The organism is Paenibacillus sp. NPDC058367, from assembly GCF_042723305.1.
Classification (GTDB): Bacteria; Bacillota; Bacilli; order Paenibacillales; family Paenibacillaceae; genus Paenibacillus_AQ.
The window spans coordinates 116,066-137,214 of record NZ_JBHXIZ010000005.1; the positions used below are offsets into that span (position 1 = coordinate 116,066).

18 protein-coding genes are annotated in these 21,149 nt (G+C 42.6%); 6 read left to right on the top strand and 12 right to left on the bottom strand.

The features are described 5' to 3' along the window. Window positions 1–87: 87 nt before the first annotated feature. The 6 genes from ACFWMP_RS23865 to udk form a co-directional block, all read right to left on the bottom strand. A complete protein-coding gene (locus ACFWMP_RS23865) occupies window positions 88–1,200 on the bottom strand; it encodes a GerAB/ArcD/ProY family transporter (RefSeq protein WP_076286656.1) in 1,113 nt (370 codons plus the stop codon). A gap of 21 nt (window positions 1,201–1,221) precedes the next feature. Continuing rightward, entirely contained in the window at window positions 1,222–2,427 is a 1,206-nt protein-coding gene (locus ACFWMP_RS23870) for a Ger(x)C family spore germination protein (protein ID WP_341059028.1), read from the bottom strand. 44 nt (window positions 2,428–2,471) lie between these two features. Continuing rightward, window positions 2,472–2,702, bottom strand: a complete 231-nt coding sequence (locus ACFWMP_RS23875) for a hypothetical protein (protein WP_339244335.1) — start codon at window positions 2,700–2,702, stop codon at window positions 2,472–2,474. Between the two features lie 24 nt (window positions 2,703–2,726). Beyond that, complete coding sequence (locus tag ACFWMP_RS23880) at window positions 2,727–3,839, bottom strand: GerAB/ArcD/ProY family transporter (protein ID WP_379424863.1); 1,113 nt, start codon at window positions 3,837–3,839, stop codon at window positions 2,727–2,729. A gap of 97 nt (window positions 3,840–3,936) precedes the next feature. Beyond that, window positions 3,937–5,529: a spore germination protein gene (locus ACFWMP_RS23885; RefSeq protein ID WP_379424864.1), complete on the bottom strand. Its 1,593-nt coding sequence runs from the start codon at window positions 5,527–5,529 to the stop codon at window positions 3,937–3,939. A 162-nt stretch (window positions 5,530–5,691) separates the two neighbouring features. After that, entirely contained in the window at window positions 5,692–6,318 is a 627-nt protein-coding gene (udk, locus tag ACFWMP_RS23890) for a uridine kinase (RefSeq protein ID WP_042123429.1), read from the bottom strand. Between the two features lie 157 nt (window positions 6,319–6,475). Between udk and ACFWMP_RS23895 the strand changes: the two genes are divergently transcribed. Beyond that, a complete protein-coding gene (locus ACFWMP_RS23895) occupies window positions 6,476–7,588 on the top strand; it encodes a threonine aldolase family protein (protein WP_379424865.1) in 1,113 nt (370 codons plus the stop codon). Here the strand turns inward: ACFWMP_RS23895 and ACFWMP_RS23900 are convergent. The 4 genes from ACFWMP_RS23900 to ACFWMP_RS23915 are packed head-to-tail and all read right to left on the bottom strand — an operon-like array spanning window position 7,562 to window position 12,575. After that, a complete protein-coding gene (locus ACFWMP_RS23900) occupies window positions 7,562–8,878 on the bottom strand; it encodes a glycosyltransferase family 2 protein (RefSeq protein ID WP_379424866.1) in 1,317 nt (438 codons plus the stop codon). The two genes, ACFWMP_RS23895 and ACFWMP_RS23900, sit on opposite strands and share 27 nt — an antisense overlap. A gap of 19 nt (window positions 8,879–8,897) precedes the next feature. Continuing rightward, entirely contained in the window at window positions 8,898–10,445 is a 1,548-nt protein-coding gene (locus tag ACFWMP_RS23905; protein ID WP_379424867.1) for an MATE family efflux transporter, read from the bottom strand. Beyond that, window positions 10,420–11,547, bottom strand: coding sequence for a polysaccharide pyruvyl transferase family protein (locus ACFWMP_RS23910; RefSeq protein WP_379424868.1), 1,128 nt, complete (start codon window positions 11,545–11,547; stop codon window positions 10,420–10,422). The genes ACFWMP_RS23905 and ACFWMP_RS23910 overlap by 26 nt, the downstream gene beginning before the upstream one ends. Then, complete coding sequence (locus ACFWMP_RS23915; RefSeq protein ID WP_379424869.1) at window positions 11,544–12,575, bottom strand: glycosyltransferase family 2 protein; 1,032 nt, start codon at window positions 12,573–12,575, stop codon at window positions 11,544–11,546. The genes ACFWMP_RS23910 and ACFWMP_RS23915 overlap by 4 nt, the downstream gene beginning before the upstream one ends. 226 nt (window positions 12,576–12,801) lie before the next feature. Here ACFWMP_RS23915 and ACFWMP_RS23920 point away from each other — a divergent pair, with 226 nt between their 5' ends. Next, on the top strand, window positions 12,802–14,028 hold the full coding sequence (locus ACFWMP_RS23920; protein WP_379424870.1) for a Zn-dependent hydrolase: 1,227 nt from the start codon (window positions 12,802–12,804) through the stop codon (window positions 14,026–14,028). A gap of 281 nt (window positions 14,029–14,309) precedes the next feature. Next, on the top strand, window positions 14,310–15,443 hold the full coding sequence (ald, locus tag ACFWMP_RS23925) for an alanine dehydrogenase (protein ID WP_379424969.1): 1,134 nt from the start codon (window positions 14,310–14,312) through the stop codon (window positions 15,441–15,443). Between the two features lie 531 nt (window positions 15,444–15,974). Here the strand turns inward: ald and ACFWMP_RS23930 are convergent. Continuing rightward, on the bottom strand, window positions 15,975–16,112 hold the full coding sequence (locus tag ACFWMP_RS23930) for a hypothetical protein (protein ID WP_379424871.1): 138 nt from the start codon (window positions 16,110–16,112) through the stop codon (window positions 15,975–15,977). 158 nt (window positions 16,113–16,270) lie between these two features. Here ACFWMP_RS23930 and ACFWMP_RS23935 point away from each other — a divergent pair, with 158 nt between their 5' ends. Both ACFWMP_RS23935 and ACFWMP_RS23940 read left to right on the top strand, forming a co-directional pair. Then, window positions 16,271–17,530 (top strand): PucR family transcriptional regulator, encoded by a 1,260-nt coding sequence (locus tag ACFWMP_RS23935; RefSeq protein ID WP_379424872.1) that lies wholly within the window; start codon window positions 16,271–16,273, stop codon window positions 17,528–17,530. Window positions 17,531–17,608: 78 nt separating this feature from the next. Further along, window positions 17,609–18,337, top strand: a complete 729-nt coding sequence (locus ACFWMP_RS23940) for a hypothetical protein (RefSeq protein WP_042184153.1) — start codon at window positions 17,609–17,611, stop codon at window positions 18,335–18,337. Between the two features lie 86 nt (window positions 18,338–18,423). On the opposite strand, the gene hflX is transcribed toward ACFWMP_RS23940, so the two are convergent. After that, on the bottom strand, window positions 18,424–19,689 hold the full coding sequence (hflX, locus tag ACFWMP_RS23945; RefSeq protein ID WP_042184155.1) for a GTPase HflX: 1,266 nt from the start codon (window positions 19,687–19,689) through the stop codon (window positions 18,424–18,426). A gap of 590 nt (window positions 19,690–20,279) precedes the next feature. Between hflX and ACFWMP_RS23950 the strand changes: the two genes are divergently transcribed. Continuing rightward, window positions 20,280–21,083, top strand: a complete 804-nt coding sequence (locus tag ACFWMP_RS23950) for a hypothetical protein (RefSeq protein WP_379424873.1) — start codon at window positions 20,280–20,282, stop codon at window positions 21,081–21,083. Window positions 21,084–21,149: the final 66 nt, after the last annotated feature.

Here is a 21,149-nt window from a genome sequence, read left to right on the forward strand (position 1 = left end):
GAATCAGCAACATCACACGGTTTCTCACCGCATTCGGTGACCCTACTCGGATTCGGATTGTTATTAGGTAAAAAAGGGCGCTCCTATTTAATTCCGAAATTTCAAGTCTTTGCTCAGTGCACTTCGAAACATCCCCACACTTAACAATACCAAGGGTAGAAATAACCCGAAGGTTATAATGTAGTACACCCAATAATTATCAAACACCGCGTTGTAATAGGTGTAATTCGGAGCAATGAGAGGTGCTAGTGCGATTAGGATCATCCCAGTAGGCAGAGTTAGCACCCGAAACTCTTTTAAGTTTAATAATTGGGATAACCCTAGGACGAAAGCATAGAAGTATAATGTTACTTCTATAAACAAGGTTAACATCCACATTAGAGCTATCATGGCTTCAACCCGCTCAAAGATCCCACCAACCGATATGCGTCTTGCTATGTTATAACTGGGATATATATCTCTGGTCGTTAAATCCGGACCTAGTACTAATACGGAAACAGTGACTGTCAGGAAGATGATAATCCCACCTAGGAAACAGCCCTGTAATAAGGCTTTTGTTATTTTTTTTTGTTGATTTACATAAGGGAGGAACATTAGAAAGACAACGGGTTCTAAGAAGGTGTAAGCCGAAATGGAGATGGACCCTCTTAGCACTGGCTTTATTCCGTCCTCCAATATGGGCAGCATTCTGACTATTTCCATCTGAGGAATAATGGCGACCGTTAGGATTAGAAATAGGATTATAACCATGGGAGTAAAGATCTCACCCGTTCGTCCGATAACCTCAATACCGAGTCGTGTTGCCATAATGACAATCAGTATAAATAAGATTAGAATGGCCGGAATGGGGGTTCCGGGTAACATTTCCGAGGTCACGAAATCAGCGACTTCCCGCATACTTCCTACGGTAACGATGAGAAAATACATTAAGGTCAAAAGAGATATAATAGTCCCTATCCATTTTCCAAAAACCTTTTGAATCACTTGGATAAGCGTTAGGTTGGGGTATAACTTTGCGAATTTGCTGTACAAAAAAATGGCTAGTAAACCTACGATCATTCCAATTAAGGAGGAAATCCAGGCATTTTGTTTGGCGTAGTGTGTAGTGGAAGGGGGGATTACAAGAATGGAATCCCCAATGGTAAGAAGCATAACAAGAATGGTAAGTTGACGAATACTTATTTTACCCTTTTCGAGCATGGCTTTGTTCCCTCCAATTTATCACTTCGTCTCTTCCAAGAAAGAGTTAGTTACTTTCCCTAACTGGCGAATCTCTATGTTCATCTTTACGTTTACTGGTAAGTTAACAAAGGTTTGATCCCAATTATCCTTCAGTTTTTTCCACGCCTGTGGGTTAGAGCGATGGATGACCTCGCCAAATCCAAAAATATCGGATTTGTATTCTTGTTGTACTTTTTTAATCGTAGTCTGGAATAAATGCTCTACTTTCACGTTAGCGATTTGTTCTAATTCGGTGATGGTCTTTGGATTGGTGAGGTCTAGATTTCTACATTGAACTTCTCCTAAATCTGTTTCTATATGTTGCTCGATACTGATTTCTGGGTTGTTGCCATTCATGCTGCCTTTTACTTTTGATTCGGCCTTAAATATATCAAGAGATATCTTTTTATCTTTATCTTGGGGACAATTAATGAAGGAAATCGTACTCTTTACCTTATTCGTTAAATAGTTATACACTTTTGATTCCTCTTGGTTTAGCCAACCGATCAATTTGTCCTCTTTGAATACGGCCAATCCAGAGTATTTCAATTCTGTTGGAGAATCTACGGTTTCTACATTCTTAGGAGTTTCTCCTGCATCTACATTTCCATTGATGACAACCCCTGTTAAGACTGGATTCTTACCCCTACTTACAAGTTCTGTAATCAGTGTTCCTAATGTCACAGTAGATGTAGGTGCCCATTTTTTCTCCGATGTTTCCAAGCTGGAAAACAATCGCACAGCAGGAATCTTTTCGAGGCTAGTTAATATTTTCAAAGTATCTTCTGCCCGTGCATCCTTTGCCACCACAATAAAGTAATCATTTCGCGCTTCGGTATCTCTTGACATGAAATCAAGAACGTCATTGATTCCCTCTTTAGCCAGAGCCTCGCTAAGGACTAAGATCCGCAGATGAGAGATGTAAATTTTACGTGGACTAATGGTTGTGATCTTCCTAAGCGCTTCATATACAGTATTTCCTGTCTCTTTGTAAAGGTTAACGGGTGATTGAGGACTTCCCCCTTTTGAGCCAGCGATTTGACTGGGTAAAACCACTTGTGCAGAAACTTGATATTGATCTCCGATCTTATCGATGCCGATCCCTACGGCAATCGCGAGATCATTCATTTCCTGTCGACTCCAGCAACCAGTTAACCCAATTTGTATGAGAACAAGAAGACAAAGTAGAAGTGATCTTCGTTTCATGGTGTATTCCTCCGTTAGATCTCTCGGGTTTAGTCCCATTATTTTTAAGATAACCAGGCATTTACCATGTCGGCTACAGGTTTATAGATGAACACCATCCAGGCTAACGGGTCTGAGATCGAGATATTCATGACGTAAATCAGACTAAAAAAAGTTCCCAGCAACAGAAGAAATAAAAAAACCCAAAATTCCTTGATTAAATTTTTCCTCAGCATAAGAGGCACTTCGAAGGCTATAATAACGGCTACAATGATGAGGATCACTACTATACCCAATGTTCACAACCTCCCAAACAATCTTTAGTTCCGAGATGTTAAGTCTTTGCTGAGTGCTCTACGAAAGATGCCCATACTTAATAACACAAACGGTATAAAAATACCGAAGGTTATAACATAGTACACCCAATAATTATCAAAAATAGCGTTATAATAAGTGAAATTCGGAGCAATGATTGGAGCGAGTGCCACTAAAATCATCCCTGTGGGTAAGGATAACACGCGATAATCTTTTAATTTTAATAATTGGGACAACCCCAGAACGAAAGCATAGAAGTACAAAGTTACTTTTATAAACAAAGTTAACATCCATTGTAGAGCTATCATGGCTTCAACCCGTTCGAAGAATCCGCCAACTGATATACGCCTTGCGATGTTATAACTGGGATAGATATCTCTAGTCGTCAGATCCGGACCTAACACCAGGATGGAGACGGTGAGCGTAATAAAAATTACAATACCGCCTAGAAGCGTACCCAGTAAGAAACTCTTTGTTATCATTTTTTGTTGATTTACATAAGGAAGTATCATGAGAAAGACAACTGTTTCTAAAAAGGTGTAAGTAGTGATGGAGATAGCCCCTCTTAGAACAGGCTTTATTCCGTCCTCCAATACGGGCAGTATTCTGACAATTTCCATCTGGGGAATAATAGCAATCGTCTGGATTAGGAATAAGACAATGAACATAGGAATGAAGAGCTCGCTAGCTCGCCCTATAACCTCAATACCGAGTCGTATTGCCATAATCATAATCAGTATAAACAAGATTAGAGTGGCCGGAATAGGGGTTCCAGGTAACATTTCCGAGGTCACAAAATCACCGATTTCTCGCATACTTCCAACGGAAACCATAAGAAAATAGATTAAAAATGTAAGGGATATAATAGTTCCTATCCATTTTCCAAAAGCCTTTTGAATCACTTGAATAAGCGTTAAATTGGGATATGACTTTGCGAACTTGCTGTACATATAGACTGCTAATAAACCTGCTACCATCCCAATTAAAGTGGAAATCCAGGCATTTTGTCTGGCGTATTCTGTAGTGGAAGAGGGAATTATAAGGATAGAATCGCCAATAGTAAGGAGCATGACAAGAATGGTTAGCTGACGGGCACTTATTTTTCCCTTTTCTAACATGGTTTCGTTCACTCCTAATGATTACTTCATTTCTTCCAAGAAAGAGTTAGTTACTTTCCCCAACAAGCGAATTTCACAAAGATTTTCGTTTCAAGATTTATTCCTCCGTCAGATCTCCCGGTTTTTCCGGCGGTGTACTCTTTTCCCGAACGAGATTTTTTTGATTGATTAGCTTAGGACGGGTAAACATAGCCCAACGAGGCATTCGGAAAAAGGTGTCCTTTTGATCAACAAGATTAAACGGAGCTAGCGGGCTCATATAAGGAACTCCAAAGGAGCGTAAACTGCACATGTGCAGAACAATCGCAATAATTCCGATAATGATCCCGAACAATCCGAAGGAAGCGGCTAGAAACATCATTGGGAAACGAAGCATTCTGACCGTCAAGGCGAGATCAAAGGCTGGTAGAACAAAGCTGGAGATTGCCGTGACAGCAACGACAATGAGCATGGCGGCAGAAACAATGCCAGCATCTACTGCAGCCGTTCCAATGACTAGCGTTCCCACTATAGAGACAGATTGGGCTATGGTTTGAGGCATACGCACGCTGGCTTCTCTTAGAATCTCAAAAGCAAGCTCCATTAAGAGGGCTTCAATAAACGCTGGAAGCGGTACGCCTTCCCGTTGAGCAGCTAAGCTAATGAGTAGGGTTGTAGGCAACATCTCTTGATGGAAAGTAGTAATAGCTACATATAAGGATGGGGCTAAAAGAGAAATGAATATACAGAAATAACGGAGCATCCGAACTAAGGTACCAACATCTGCACGTTGGTAGTAATCCTCAGCGGTCTGCATGAAGGAAACGAATGTAGTAGGAACCGTCATGACTATAGGCGTTCCATCTACTAAAATAGCTACTTTTCCTTCCATAAGCGCAGCTGCAATAACATCAGGTCGTTCGGTATGATGAATCGTTGGAAATGGAGTATAGGTTTCATCCTCAATTAATTCCTCGATATAACCACTCTCCAAAATGCCATCGATGTCGATTCGATCTAAACGTGTATGTACTTCTTGTACAATCCCATCATCTACAATTCCTTTGATATACATAATGGATACATCGGTTTGGGTCACACGTCCGATTTGTTGTGTTTCTAACCACAGATTAGGATCTTTTATTTTCCGCCGGATTAATGCAGTGTTGGTACGCAAGCTTTCTGTGAAGGCTTCCTTAGGTCCACGGATCACCGTTTCTGTAGCACTTTCCGTGACACCACGGTCTTTCCAACCACGCATGCCAATCGTGAAGCCCTTAGCGTATCCATCTAGTAAAAGGATCACATCTCCTGATAATAGGGAGTTTAGCAAAGAATGGAACTCCGTCGCATCTTTGATATCACCTACGGTAAGCATGTGATTTTTTAATAAGGAATAGTTGTCACTATCAGGCTCTAAGCTCAAATCTGGAATTTCTAAGACAAGAGACTCCAGAATGAAATCCTGAATAGCTTTACTGTCAGCAAGTCCATCTGTATAGAAAATAGCGGCTTTCATTTGTTGCTTGGAGCCAATGAAGAAATCTCTGATCACAAGGTCTGTGCTATTGCCAAGCGCCTTTTTTATATGTTCAATATTATCTTGAAGGTTTTCTTTGAGAGGTTCTTTAGGTAATTCTCTAGTGGGGTTGGGGTGCCCTAATGTAGGGTTTTTGAATATTTTTGTTATGTTTCTGTTTAGAAATCCCATAGTTGTTATCCCTCTTCCGCAAGCTGCTGTGAAATTAGCTATTACCAAAATGCGGTGGGATTATTCTTTGAATAATCAACTGCAGGTTTGGGGATGAGCATGCAAAAAAAAGCCGTCGAGAGAATCTCGACAGCTAGGGCTAGAACTAGGTATTTAAGAGCTTTAGGACGTCCAGTCGTTATATAAATGTTTCTCAGTTAGGATGGACAACAACTGGATACCGACCTCATTATGGCCACCTTCAGGGATGATCAAATCGGCGTATTTTTTGGATGGCTCAATAAAAGCTTCGTGCATTGGTTTAACCGTGCTCAAATATTGGTGATGGATCGATTGAATGCTCCGACCACGTTCCTCGATATCTCGGAGTACCCGGCGGAGGATGCGTACATCAGGATCAGCATCAACAAAGACTTTGATATCAAGCATATCGCGGAGGTTCTCGTCGGATAGAACATGGAGTCCCTCGATGATTACAATATTGTTGGGTTTCAGTTCTACAGTCTCCGTAGTGGAGCGGGCATGAACTGTGAAGTCATACACCGGTGCATATGCGGCCCTATCTTCTCGCAGACATTTAAGATGCTCAATAAGCAGCTCGTTATCGAAAGCGAAAGGATGATCGTAATTGATGGATTCACGTTCAGCGAAGCTGAGGTGTGAATGATCTTTATAGTAGTTATCTTGAGATATGAAAGTTACCTTTCCCGTTCCAAGACGGTCAATGACGGAGCGGGCTACGGTTGTTTTTCCCGAGCCGGTGCCGCCGGCGATACCAATGATGAGCATGTGATTCAATAACCCTCCCTAAGATTGCCGTTGCAATTCCAATATTGTAGCACAGCGCTCATGTTTTTTCACCTTAGATCGGGTAAAATTAAGATGGGATTTTTTGAAATTCGTCTATATTAGGGACAAGGCAAACACGGAAGGGGCAATTCTACCAATGAACGGAAAAAAATCAGTGCAAGAGGCGTTTAATGAAACGACTTATCGAATCGTAGGACATGGGGATCGAGATGTTCAAGTCTTGAAGGAAGCCTTTGAAGCTGTAGAGAATAGTACACCATCTGATATTTATGGATCGGGAAAGGTGATTGAGGATTTCCAGTCGGAAATGGCGAAGCTTTTGGGAAAAGAAACAGCAGTCTTCTTTCCGAGTGGAACGATGGCACAGCAAATCGCTTTAAGAATATGGTGTGATGAAAAAGGACTCAAGAGCGTCGCCTATCACCCTTTATGTCATTTAGAGATCCATGAGCAGGATGGGTTGAAGGAATTGCATCATATCGAGCCTGTCCTACTTGCGGATAAGAATCGACTAATTACCTTGGATGATGTATTACAAATGAAGGATGATATTGCTTGTCTGCTGCTTGAATTGCCACAGCGTGAGATTGGCGGACAGTTACCAGAGTATCAGGAGCTTGAAGCGATTTCTGCACATTGCCGTGCTCGGGGAATTAAGCTGCATTTGGATGGCGCAAGATTGCTTGAGACGCTTCCTTATTATGGAAAGACAGCTGCTGAGATCTGCGCCCTCTTTGATAGTGTCTATATCTCACTGTATAAAGGAATCGGAGGAATTGCTGGCGCGATTCTTGCAGGCGGTGAGGAGTTTACGAAGCAATCGAAGATATGGAAACGGCGGCATGGTGGCGACCTAATCAGTCTGTATCCATACATTATTTCCTCTGATTATTACTACCAGCAAAGAGTAGATAAGATGCAGCAGTATTATGAAGGGGCTAAAGAGCTTGCTGCTTTAGTTAATCAATGTCATGCGGTGACTACGTTACCTGCTGAGCCTGTCTCCAACATGTTTCATATGCATTTTCAAATGTCTAGGGAGAGCATTGAACCGATCCTGTCTTCTGCATATGAGGCAACAGGAATCGGTTTAAGCGCAGCGATAAGACCAACGGGAGAACATAGTTCTTATTGTGAGATCAGTATTGGAGACAAGTACGCCGACATCCCTAAAGAAGAGGTAAAAGGATTCTTACTGCTGCTCGATAAGCTAATGCGTGAATCATCTTCCGAGCAGCGTCCGAAGTAATGAGATCCGTAATAATTGTTTTTTAATAAGCTTTGTACGGAATTCATTTCTTAATTGATTGTAGATCGGCGGGCAATGGTTAAGGGCCCAATGATACATGAATTTAAAGTCTGTGGCGTCTTTCGCAGAATTTAATAAATAGTATGAGATTGTATCATATGCATTATGGTTAAACCATTCCGTCATTTCCTGCTCGTGATAGCCATATTTCTGAACGGCCATATTCTTAATTAACAGCTTCTCTTCCAGATTCTCAATTAAGAATCGCTGACTCAAATTAAAAGTAATGTTGTCCCCGTGTAATCTGTACACACCGGCAAGGGTATCTATGAAGCCAGCATCACCGATGAGCAAGGAACGCAGATAAATAGAAGCATCGTTAACCATGTTCATATTCAGGATATCCATAGCCATTAAAGCCTCACGCTTAAAGACAGTTGTTAAGGTGGAGGAGGGCTTCGGATATCCTTTTTTTTCGAAATTCATGAAATAATCCTGCTTCTTAATAATCCTGCTTAGCTGTAGGCTGCTGATCTTCAGTTGCTTGGCCTTTGAAAATTCAAGAAACACATTAGCAGCCACAAATGATATTTCGGGATGGTGATTGTGAAAGTCCACAGCCTTACTTAAATAATTCATGTCAATCAGATAGTCATCATCATCGAGAAAAAGAACATACTCACCATCACCATGAGCAGCAAAAGCCTTACGGCGATTATTTCCCGGCCCGCTATTCTTTTCGTTCTGCATGTAGATTACCCGTGACTCGCCTCCGAAGCTTTGATGCATTAACTCTTCCGTGCCATCTGTAGAGCAATCATCAATAACTGTGATCTCTATATAAGGATAGTCTTGCTTTAAGATGCTTTGGATCGCTTGATATAGAAATGCCTTTCTATTGTAAGTAGTGATAATGACACTAACCTTGGGATAATCGGCAAAGGAAAGGAGTGCTGAGTGTGAAGTATCCGTATGGGAGGACTGATGTTGGATTGCAACGATCCCATGGATTAACCCGTCAATTTCTTCGTTCACAATACTGAATTGCTCTGACAGATAGAACCTTAATGCATCTTCTGAAGCTCTCCCTGTGAGATAAGCAAGGATCACCTCAGATAAGATTTCTAGATAGGTTTTAACTTGCGGATTTTGTTCTTTATCTATGATCATGCGGCATCGTTGGAATATCTCTTGATCATCCAATTGAAGGGCAGATGAATGGTTGATTTCATCATTAAGGTCATTTAGAAAGACGTAACAGGCTTGCTGCAAAACCTCGCTATGATCCATTTGGGGGCCTCCTGTTGTGTTATTTGGATAAACCACTTACCTTAGGTCTAGCTGCAATTTTACTTTTGAGTTTATATCGATACGTTTTGAGATGCCCCCATGTATATAGGAATACTTCCCGTTCCATTAAGGAGGCAATTACGAAATATACGGGCAGGATCACAAGCCCTAACAGTACACCCCACAACATAATTCCTGCATAGGAATGGATAGGGATGTCGATGGCGCTGGAGACCAGAATAATGCCCACAAAAGCTACTGCATTCGTTAGCCATCTTCTAAAAGTGACCCAAGGGCTCCGATCCAGCAGATGTCTGCTAGCATAGACCACGATATCTATGGAACGGTACAAGAGAGCGGCTATCGTCCCCATCAATACACCGTAAATACCCATAAAGATAACGAAGACAATAGAAGCGACTAGATTGATAGCGGATTCTAGAATGGAACGGTTCTGTGTGTTCTTGAAATGTCCGGCGATCGTAATCACATTATTAGAAGAAGCTCTGGCATTGGTTAATAATTTGATGACTACGAATAGGATCGGCAGCCACATATCGATATAATTCACGTCATTTACCCCAGCGGTATACAGTTTCATAAAAGGTAGAATTAGAATGTAAGCTACCGTTAGAATCGAGAAAATGAGCCCCATAAAATACACTTCGTAAGCATCATAAAATTTAATGAAAGCTTCTTTACTCTCATGAAAGCTCTGACCGAGAGCAGCCTTCACGCTTCCGTTTATGGTTTGGACGATGTTATCTACAATCGTAAAAATCATGTTGTACATGACATAAATGCTGACGATCTTTAAGTTCGTAAATATAGTCAGGATTAGCACGTCAGTATTTCTAAACACTAAGTAGGAGATCTCATGGACTAAGACGGAATTTTTTTGACCAATGGCTTCATAGTCTGGTTTAAGATTTAGGTTGATCCATTTGTAATGCTTACTGATATAAATATAGAAGACGACGATTTGAAGTATGGTCAGTATGAAGTAGGAAGCTTGCACAGCAATGATGTTAACGCCTTGAAGTAATAACAGAATCCGAATTACATTGTTCAGAATATTAGCTACGGTGACTATAGAAGTCTCTACATAGCTTTTTCCCTCTGCAGCGAGAAGCACTTTGAATTTCCCTTGGAAATAATAATTGATCGCTCCGCCCATTCCTGTGAGTAAAATAATGAGCATAATCGATAATCGATCGATGTCAGAAGTGATCACTAATGGATACACGGTGGCGATTAGAAGGACGGCGAAGAAATAATAAATGCCTGTTTTTTTATAATAGCTAGAGGTGGCGGCCAAAATAGAGTTGATGTGGTTCTTATCATCCGAAGCTACTGGCTTGTATAGGGCTTGGATCGAAGCGGCGCCTACGCCGGCTTCCAGCAGTGCCAAATAACTAATAATTTGTACAATAGAAGCGATTAAACCATTGGCCTCTGAGCCATAGTTGACCATAATCAGTCGGGGGATAAAAAAACCGAGGATGATCGTGATGAGTTGACTCCCGAGTCCAAAAGATAAGTTAAGAATGCTCCGCTTGGCTCTCATAACGTATCCTCCTTTCGTAAAGCGATAAATACGTATCCAGATGCTCGAAATGCCTTTCGGCATGTTTGGCTTGCGGCGTGACATCCATATAGTGAGTAGTCATACTTTCAAAAACCTGCGCAGGCTGGAGCTGCTCCAGTGTAGTGAAATCGGTATATAGCCCTTTGAACTGGGCATCTTCCATTACATTGATCATTTTTTTGCTGTAAGCGACGGGAAACACTGGTTTACCCAATACCCAGCCGAGGATCATCGCATGGAATCTTGAAGCTAAGATAAAGCTGGAATGGGCTAGAACGGCCAAGACCTCTTCCATATTCGTTTTATATAAATGCACTTGGGTGGCATCCTCATAGGAGGGACCCATAAGACTCCGGATTTCCTCAATCGCCAGCTGATCTCCTTCGTGTTCGCAAAATGACATAAAATGAACAGCGTAGCCTTTTTCAATGAAATAAATTGCGAGTTCTTTCATTTTTTCATAATAGAGGTTGTCAAAACCGTTCAGACCTTTAGCAGAAGGCTTAATGACGGATAAGACGATATAATCCTCTGGTTCGGTTTGAAGATCTGACGGGTTAAGCTGAAAAATAATATCGGGTGCTAAACGGACATGATCCAGATCCTCAAATAAATCATAAGAGTACTTTTCTCTAAAACAGATGTCTGTATAGTCCTTAAATATCCGCCTGTGTTCCTCATAATATTCTTTATCTGTATAAGGGCCGAAATTCGATCCTAATAAATAGTAGGGCTTATTCTTATTCCGGATGGCTTCTGCGTTCTTAAAATGCTCCTCCCAATGCTCTGCCTGCATAAAGATCGAGCCGCCGATATGAACAACACCATCCGAGCGATTTGCCATGAATTTTTGCGCCAGATTATGTATCTTTAACCTTCTGCAAATAAAGGCAATGCCTCTTAAGAAAATGGAATCGGAAGGATACACTTTGAGGTTCCTGATCTCTTTGAAGCATAGCTTGTATAGGCGTGGAGCGCAGATTCTGAACTCCGTATCCGGATATCTCTCACACAACACCTTTATGAATAAATCATCGCCCAAATTAAATTCGGTATAGGCATAGATCAGCATCTTTTTCATATTCTAGATTCCCTTCGCTTGAACCTGGATAAGCTTCTCTCCACAGAAATGAATCTGTGATATAGAAGCGGGGAGATTAAGAATGCTCGGATATAAAGGGCTAATCTTCGATCATTGCCCCTATAATGTCTTATGAGTTCATACATTTCTTGATTTAGTTCAGGATAGGTATGATCGATGTCGCGAAGTAACTCCTGAATGCTTACCCCTTCTGTCTCATTTAGACAGGTCTTTATGTTGAAAAAGTAATTCTCGATCAGCTCACGATTTCTTATATAAGGGGATATCGTATCCAACTGCTCAAAGGGATGTGCCTGAAAGTAGGCATCGACCCGTTTGAATACATCGACGACATCAAATTTTTTCACATTATAGCTGTTGGAAATTGACGTGTTTCTTTGTAAATAAAACGATAGAATATCCGGAAGCGTGACAACTCTGGTGGCTCTGGATAAGGCTTTGTAGATGAATTCCTGATCTTCTCCATTCACACAGCATTCCGTATATTGGAGATCATGAAGGAGTAACAATTCCCGTTTGTACGCAATGCTCCCTGTCCATATTCGTAAGCTTTTGTCCACAAAAATATGAGTCAGCGCTTCACTGCCTGTTATGTCGCTATAAGCGGATGTATAACTCAAAGTAGTGACTCCATCCTCTGAAACATGGTTATAACCCCAGCAGATAATCTCGGGGCCAGCGTCATGGATATAGGTATGAATGGTCCGCACTAAGTCTGCAGAAATATAATCATCTCCATCCAGAAACAACACATAATTCCCTGTGGCTTCTGCTAGGCCTCTATTTCTAGCCGAACTAACCCCCTGATTCTCTGATCGAATGACTTTGCAGGAAAGGGTGGGGTGAAGTGCGAGAATATTTGCTATAACGTTGTAAGTGTTATCCGTAGATCCGTCATCCACGATAATAACCTCGAAATGCGGTTCACTTTGGGTAAGGAGTGAATTAAACATAGGGGTTATATAATGTTCTATATTGTATACTGGGACCACAATGCTTAGATTCATGTGCTGCTCCTTTCCTTGGTAGAACTGGATAAATAGCTATCTTAAGCTTACCCTCCGTCTCAAAAGATTGTATATACTACTTTAGTTTACTTATTGCTACCTCTATTTTGTTGTAACATTACGCGAATAATAATTATTACAGTATGTAAAATGAAAATAAAATGGATTGGTATAACATATATAAAAAGCCATAAAATCATAAACGCTCGAAGCGGAGGGACCTACGATGCAATTGCAAAAAATATTCGTGAACGGTGAGAGATTAAAGAATACGATTGAGGCATTTGCGGATTATGGGCGTACAGATAACAACGGCGTGACCCGGTTATCGCTGACGGAAGAGGATCTTAAGGTTCGGGAATATTTTTGCGCTTGCTGTGAAGAGCTGGGGATGTCTGTGAAGATGGACGACATGGGCACGATGTACGCTACGCTTGCGGGTGTAGCATCTGGGCCTCCTATTGTGATTGGTTCGCATATGGATACTGTGAAAAAAGGCGGCAGATTCGATGGTATCCTTGGGGTAATCGCTGGACTAGAGGTAGTCCGCACACTCGTGGATCACGGAATAAAGCCGAGGCTACCAGTGACCATTATGAATTTCACAAATGAAGAAGGGGCTCGCTTTGAGCCTTCGATGATGGCTTCTGGTGTGCTGGCCGGTAAGTTCGACAAGGCAGAAATGTTGAATAAAAAAGATCCGGAGGGCATTACCTTTGGCGAAGCGCTGGAGGAGAGCGGCTATAAGGGAGAAGCGAGCAATCGAATTACTGAAGCCGCTGCTTATTTGGAGCTTCACATCGAGCAAGGTCCCGTGCTAGAACAAGAAGAACTGTCGATTGGTCTGGTGGACTGTGTAGTTGGCATGGCCTGTTATGAGATTGAGGTGACGGGGGAATCGGATCATGCGGGCACTACGCCTATGGCAATGCGCAAGGATGCCTTGTTCGCTGCCACGGATTTGATCACGGAGCTTAGAAGCAAGCTTAGTGCGCTCGATTCTGAACTGGTGTATACCATGGGCAGAATGAATGTGTTTCCTAATATTCATACCGTCATTCCCAATAAAGTGATCTTCACCATTGAGGCTAGACATAAAGATATGGAGATTGTCCGTGAGGTGGAAGCTATTATTCATAGCTTGCCGGAGATGCTACTGGACTGCGGAGTAAGTAAGACCAAGCTTTGGGGTAGAGAGACTGTTTGGTTTGACCGGGGGATATGTGATTTAGTGGAGCAAGCGACACAAGTCTTAGGTTATTCTAATCGGAAGATTGCTAGTGGCGCAGGGCATGATGCTCAGTTTGTAGCTAGCTTTCTGCCATCCGCGATGGTGTTTGTACCTAGTGTGAAGGGAAAAAGCCATTGTGAAGAGGAGCTTACCTCTTATGAAGACTGTGAAAAAGGGGTAAATGTAATCTTAGAAACGGTGATGTTATTGTTGTCAAAGTAATACGCGTTACTAAACATAACATTCCAATATGGAAGTAGTGCTTTAATTTCATACAAAATCGTCAAAAAGACACTTTAAGCAGTGTCTTTTTTTATGAGATAATGATTAGGGTTGTGTTGGGTACCAAATGACATAAAGTTACTGGGCGGTTTAAGTCGAATCCTTTGTGTAAAAACACAATGATGATAGATAATATTTTAATTTTTTACCAAATTGGGAATACTAAACGTATGTTATCATTCTTTACATAAGGGATCTACATTAGACGGGAGAGATGAATGATGATTATCGGAGTGCCTAAAGAAATTAAAAATAATGAGAATCGTGTAGCCATAACGCCTGCGGGTGTAGTTAGCCTTATTAAAGAAGGACATCAAGTGCTGGTGGAAGCTGGGGCTGGTGTGGGAAGCGGATTTCCGAACGAAGAGTATGCTTCTGCCGGAGCGAAGCTAATTCAGGACGCAGCTACGGTCTGGAGCTCTGCCGAAATGGTGATGAAAGTGAAAGAACCGCTGGGAAGCGAGTACCCTTATTTCCGTCCAGGCCTTATTTTGTTCACATATCTGCATCTTGCGCCTGAACCTTCTCTGGCCGCTGCGCTCAAAGACAAGGGTGTCTTTGCCATCGGGTATGAGACGGTTGTTCATGAACGTACCTTGCCGTTATTAACACCGATGAGTGAAGTAGCGGGCCGGATGTCTGTTCAGCTTGGCGCTCAGTTCTTGCAAAAAAACTATGGCGGACAAGGGATTCTTCTCTCCGGTGTTCCCGGGGTTAGTCGTGGCAAAGTTAGCATTATCGGCGGTGGAGTAGTAGGTACAAACGCTGCAAAAATGGCTATCGGTTTGGGTGCTGATGTTACAATTGTTGACCTCAGTGCTGAAAGATTGCGTCAATTAGATGATATTTTTGGGGCACAGATCAATACGCTGATCTCTAACCCTTATAATATTGCCAAAGTGGTAGCTGAGGCAGACCTGTTGGTAGGTGCGGTGTTGATTCCGGGTGCGAAAGCACCGAAGCTGGTTACAGAAGAAATGGTCAAGACCATGAAGCCGGGATCGGTGATTGTCGATGTGGCCATTGACCAAGGTGGTATCGTAGAGACGATCGACAGAGTGACAACACATGATAATCCTGTATTTATCAAGCACGGCGTGCTGCATTATTCTGTTGCTAATATGCCGGGCGCTGTGGCCAAAACTTCGACGATCGCTTTAACCAATGTCACCGTTCCATATGCCCTGCAAATTGCCAATAAAGGCGTGATCAAGGCGATTCAGGATAATGCCGGCCTAAGAAGCGGCGTAAATGTCGCCAACGGTAAAATCACCTGCCAAGCCGTGGCTGAAGCGCTTGGCGAGAAACATTTTACGGTAGAACAAGCTATGGAGCAGACGTTCACGATGAGCTAAATAGAGCTAAATAGAGATGAATAGATGCGTTCCAAATGAGTGGTGATATTTGGGAACTGATAGACAGCGAATTCCCGCTATGGGAGTTTGCTGTTTGTTGTTTCTGGGAGTAATATTTTTGGCTCCTTTCGATGTGGTGGAGATCCGGCAGAGAATACTAGTACGATTTCAGAGGTATTTTCTCTGTATAGAGAAGTTGGTTTAAATTCGATCAAAAGTAGCTAGTTCCAACTACGTGCAGCTAGATTTGGCTAGTTCCAACTAACATTTGTTAGTTCTTGGCTTTTAAGACGGCGAGAGGTTTGTTGGAGAATTTTTAGGGAAATCCTCCCTGTAAATTACGCGAAAAAAGCTTAAAACGCTATTTTTTAGGGAATTTCTCCCTATAAATACGAAGAATATCCCCGATTGTGCCTGAATTGGAGGAATTATAGGGAGTTTTTCCCTAATTAGTAGTAAACCAAGCCTTAACCACAGAATTTTAGGGAGGAATTCCCTGAAAACTATAAGGGGGCTCTCTCAAGTAGCGGTTTAAGTGTTGTCGCGCCACTCCGTCACCTCGCTTCCCGTAATCCGCAGCAACGTAACCTTGCAACTCCGTTCCACGCCACTCCATAACCTCGCCATTTCGCAACCAACGTAACCTGTACTCAGCAACTCCGCCCCCATGCAACTCTATAACCTCGTAACTCCTCCACCCGGCGACCTCAAGGTCCCGCCATCTCGCCCCATCCCATTATCTTATAGTCAGCTGGGAGCACGCATACTATAATAAAATCACTCTAGAGTACATGGTTCGGCTATTTTTTCAGGCAGGGGTGGGGCTAGTGACGGAAAAGGATCCATTGTTTGATCGTTTCTTCGATAGTATGGAATCGTTGGCGGATGCGATTAGTGAATCTCTTCAATCCCAAGTTACGATTGAGGACAGCAATCATCATGTGATCGGATACAGCTCCCATCAATTTGAGAGTGATTCCGCGAGAATTTCGACCATTATTGGAAAGCGTGTACCTAACGCTGTCATTATTGGCTTGCGTAAGAAGGGGATTATGCAGCAGCTTGAGAGCGCTACACGTCCGATTCGGATTCCTGCGGTCATGGAGGTAGGTCTTGGCCCCCGACTCGCTATTTGCATCAAACATCAGAAGGAAATTCTCGGGTACATATGGGTAGTAGATGCAGGCAATCTAGTTGAAGGACACGCAGAGAATATTGTAGAGAAAGCGGCGACCATCGTTGGTCGTTATATATTGAAGCAACGGGGTTGGAAGACGAAGCAGGAGAAAACGCAGGAGGATTTTTTCTGGAAGCTGCTCACCTCCCATTATGACAATGAAGCGAATATCAAGCAGGACGCGGAAGTTTGGTCGATTCTTTTGCCGGACAAATATTATATTAGCGTGTTTGAGAGTGACAAGGTCATCAATGACCACTTCGTACTTCGGTTTCGGCAAACTATGACCTCCTATCCGGGGCTGAAATTATTATTTCTGACTGCTGAGCACAATCGGTTAATTATATTGTTTTCATTCAGCTTTCGCATGGAAGGTACGGGTGGTCTGTATTCGTTCATGCACAAAATTATCGAGGATATGCGTAAGAGTGAGAGCTGTATGCTGGCTGCAGGCTGTAGCCTGGATTACACTGAATATATGTCGGCAGCCATTGCGTACTGGGAAGCGGGTTCCATTCTGGAAATCAAGAAGCTGCTGCCTTTTCATGGCCGAGAGTTACTATTGTATGAGGATATTGGATTTTGGGCGTATGTTCCGGCTATTATAGAGCAAAAACGTAGTCGGACCCGTAAAAGTCCTTTACTGTATCCGCTAAAAGAGCATGATCGCGAGCATAAAAGTGATTTTCTAAAAACCATTGCCGTTTATTTATCACTCAGTGGAAACTTGAAGGAATCCGCCGCTTTTTTACATATTCATACCAACACATTGCTGTACAGATTAAATCGCATAGCAGAGATTACGGGAAAAAGCTTAAAGGATACGGGATACCGCACTTCTTTATATTTGGATATTTTGACGGAAGAGACCAGGCAGCTCAATCAGTGGTTTGTTGAGTCAGGGGAATAAAATGAATTAAGCACCAACTGGGCAGCGAACACGTACAATAACCTATATTTAGAACCTATAATATTGGAGGGACTAAGCATGGTGAAGGAAGTTCGTTCACCCGATGCCCTTGACTTTGAACGGAAAATGAGAGACAGCATCGTGGAATCGGCGGAAGCTTTAAATAACAGTGGAGCGGATTTTGCAACATTTGATGAGTCGCGCTGCAACCCGCAGTTTTGGACGCGTACAGATATTGGAGGACTACAGCTGAACGCTGGTGTGGCGCCTTCGGTGGGGATTAAAGACATTTTTCAGAACGGACATTTATATGCCTTCGAATGCGCGACAGCGATGGTCATTGTTATGTACAGGGCGACAATTGAAGCTATAGGTGAAGAAGCCTTTAATAGGTATTTTACGGATTTATTCTTATGGGATTGGAACTACGACGAGAATCTGCGCTTAATTACGAACTATAATAAGGATCAGATGCTGCGGGGAGATATTGTGTATTTCAGGAATCCAGATCATGCGCCTAGCAAGCCAGAATGGCAGGGTGAAAATGCTGTTAAGCTTGAAGAAGACCTGTATTATGGCCACGGCATTGGGATAACCACTGCAGAAGTCATCATAGCCTCTCTTAATGAGGAAAGATCGCCCGGAAGCAATACCTCAGCTTTTCTTACGAATGAGTCGATACATCCTGATTTTAATTATTTACAGCGACTATCTACAGGTTCTGTCTTACCCATGGCGGAAAATAGAGGCTCTGAGTGCACTGTGTTTTCAAGAATAGGGACTAGAAGCTATATTTATAAGATCTAGCAGCTAAGAGAGTGCTAAGAAGAGCTATCTTCCTGAAAAAAATTCCGGACCTCCGATAAGGTCCGGGATTTACTATGTCTAATAGCCTAAAGCTCAACAAAGTCGTTGCGGAATTTCTCGAAATCAGATTTTCTACATTCTAGCGCAAGCCGTGTGCCTGTTTCTTCATAGCTAGTCGATTGAACATGGGCATGCTCGTTGAAATAGGAGACCACATTGCCGCGATCAAATGGAATCAGAATTTCACACTGTACATAATCCGTAAACACATGGCTGCGAATCAGATCTGTAAGTTCAGCTATCCCGCTATTTTGTTTGGCAGAGAGATAGACATTGTCACCCTCAAGGTGAGGGTAAGGCAAGTCAGTTAGGTCAGCCTTATTGTAGGCATAAACCGTTGGAATTTGGTCCGCGCCGAGCGCTTTCAAAGTCTCATCAGTGACGGCCATATGCTGCTGATGCTGCGGATCGGAAATATCGACTACGTGAATCAATAAGTCAGCTTCGGTCACCTCTTCGAGCGTGGAGCGGAAGGCTTTGACCAGATGATGGGGAAGCTGGCTGACGAATCCGACGGTATCTGTTAACAAAAAGGTTTTGTGATCCGGTAGCTCAATGCTCCGAACGGATGTCTCCAGCGTAGCAAATAACATATCCTTGGCGAACACTTGCTTATTAGAGCCTGGATGATACGTCTCCACGATCACATTCATTAAGCTGGACTTGCCGGTATTCGTATAGCCGACGAGACAGACGACCGGAACCTCATTCTTATGCCGCTGCTTCCGCTGAATTTGGCGTCTGGCTACTTGCTGTTGAAGCTCAACTTGTAACGCTGAAATACGTTCTTCAATTCTTCTGCGATCCAGCTCCAGCTTCGTTTCACCAGCGCCTCTGTTCTTCAGCCCAGCACCACCGCCTTGTCTTCCGAGGGATTCTCGGAGACCTGTCAGGCGGGGTAGCATATACTGCAGCTTGGCTACTTCTACTTGCAGCTGTGCTTCTTTGGTCTTCGCTCGTTCTGCGAAAATATTCAAGATCAGAATCGTTCGATCAATGACCTGACGGCCTAGAGAAGACTCCAAATTGCGAATCTGTGAAGGAGACAGCTCATCATTAAAAATAACAATAGGAGCATCATGCGCTTCTAAGAGCGCAGATAATTCTTGGATTTTGCCTGTGCCGATATAGTGGGAGGGGTTGATCCGGCTTGCCTTCTGACTAAGTTCTCCGACAACTTCTAGGTCACAGGCAGCTGCCAGATTAGTGAGTTCTTCCATCGAATAGTCGAAGTTTGTTTCGTTTTGTAGCTGGACACCGACTATAATAGCTTTTTCTCGTAGTTGTTCCATATATTTATTCATCCTCCAGTAAGTAAATAGTAAACGCAAAAAAACACAGGACATCTGCCTGTGCTTACGGTTCGTTAGAGGACGTCAGAACAAATGTGTAAGGAGAAATCTCCGTTACGACATTAGGGTCTTCCATAGATATATCGAAGCAAACAACGGCTCGGTCATAGGGGAATGATAAATTAATCCCTTACTAGTAGCAGTTGGTTTAAATTATAAGAAAGTATAAGTTTCACGATATACTTTATCCTTATAATTCTCACATAAACGCTACCGTCCTTATAAGGACGCCGAAGGCGTTTTAGAGTGTTGGCTTCTATGGAGTTAAATGGGTAGACCAATCCTGAGTCCTCTGCACATGGGCAGAGCTTTAGCGCTATTCAATTAGCCGCGCAAAGTTCTAACTCGGATAAAGTCTATCACACGTAACCCTCCGTTCATAAAAAGTTAAGTCGAGTTTACCACATCCTTTATTTGGTGGCAAATCTGTATTTTATGCTCGGTGAAGCACTTCTCTATTTTAGTATCATCCAAGAATTCTAAAAAATGATTGCATACCATATATATATAATTTGATATGAATAGGAGGTGTGAAGACATTGCCTGTCCTCTCTACAAACACCATCACTAATTTACCTGTCGACGGTACTCGTCCAATAGATCAAGTTGTGATCAAAGTGGTTAACAATGGATCAGCTGGCGCGGCTTGTTATTTAACGGGTTTAGCCAATAGTGCAAGTCCTCAGACAGTCTTTATTGAAGAATTATTTGAGCTGCAATATCGGGAAACGTCAAGCAAGACCTACACTATTGTAGAGGATTTATTCCAATTTAATTTTGTGTATTCACAGGAACAATTGAAGATTCAGGTTTTTCTTGTGGATTTGAACGGTGTCTGGACAGCTGTTAATCTGGAATTGTTTCAAGTAAGCCGTATAACCTCGGAAATCCGTGATAACGTATCGGTTACATCGACTGACTTCGCGGCGATTAGCTTTATGAGGAGTTCTGCCTTTACTATTCCACAAGGTCTTGCGGCTGAGATTAGACCGGCGGCTTTAGATATTCTATCCAAAAGACCTGTGCGATATATGGTCATCGCAGGTGGCACTCTGGATGGGACATTCGAAAATTTCCCAACGCCAACTACGGATATTCCTGTCACGGACACGGCACTGCTGGTGAATTACACCTGCACTACGGTCACGGGTGGAAAGGTGATTATGCAAGGTACAGGATCGGGAATCTCCGGTGCTTATGCGAATTTGGCTGTTAATTTGCTTAACGAGCGACTCTCTTACGAGCTTCAGAATGAGCCGGTTACTCTGGTGGTTAACTCACTTTCAGGTGATGATGATCTCGCAGTCACCTTTAAGATGTCCGAGCAATGGTGAGCGTTCTTTAATCCAGTACTGAAGATAAATTCTAGTGATTGAAAAAAGGAACATCCGCGTAGATGC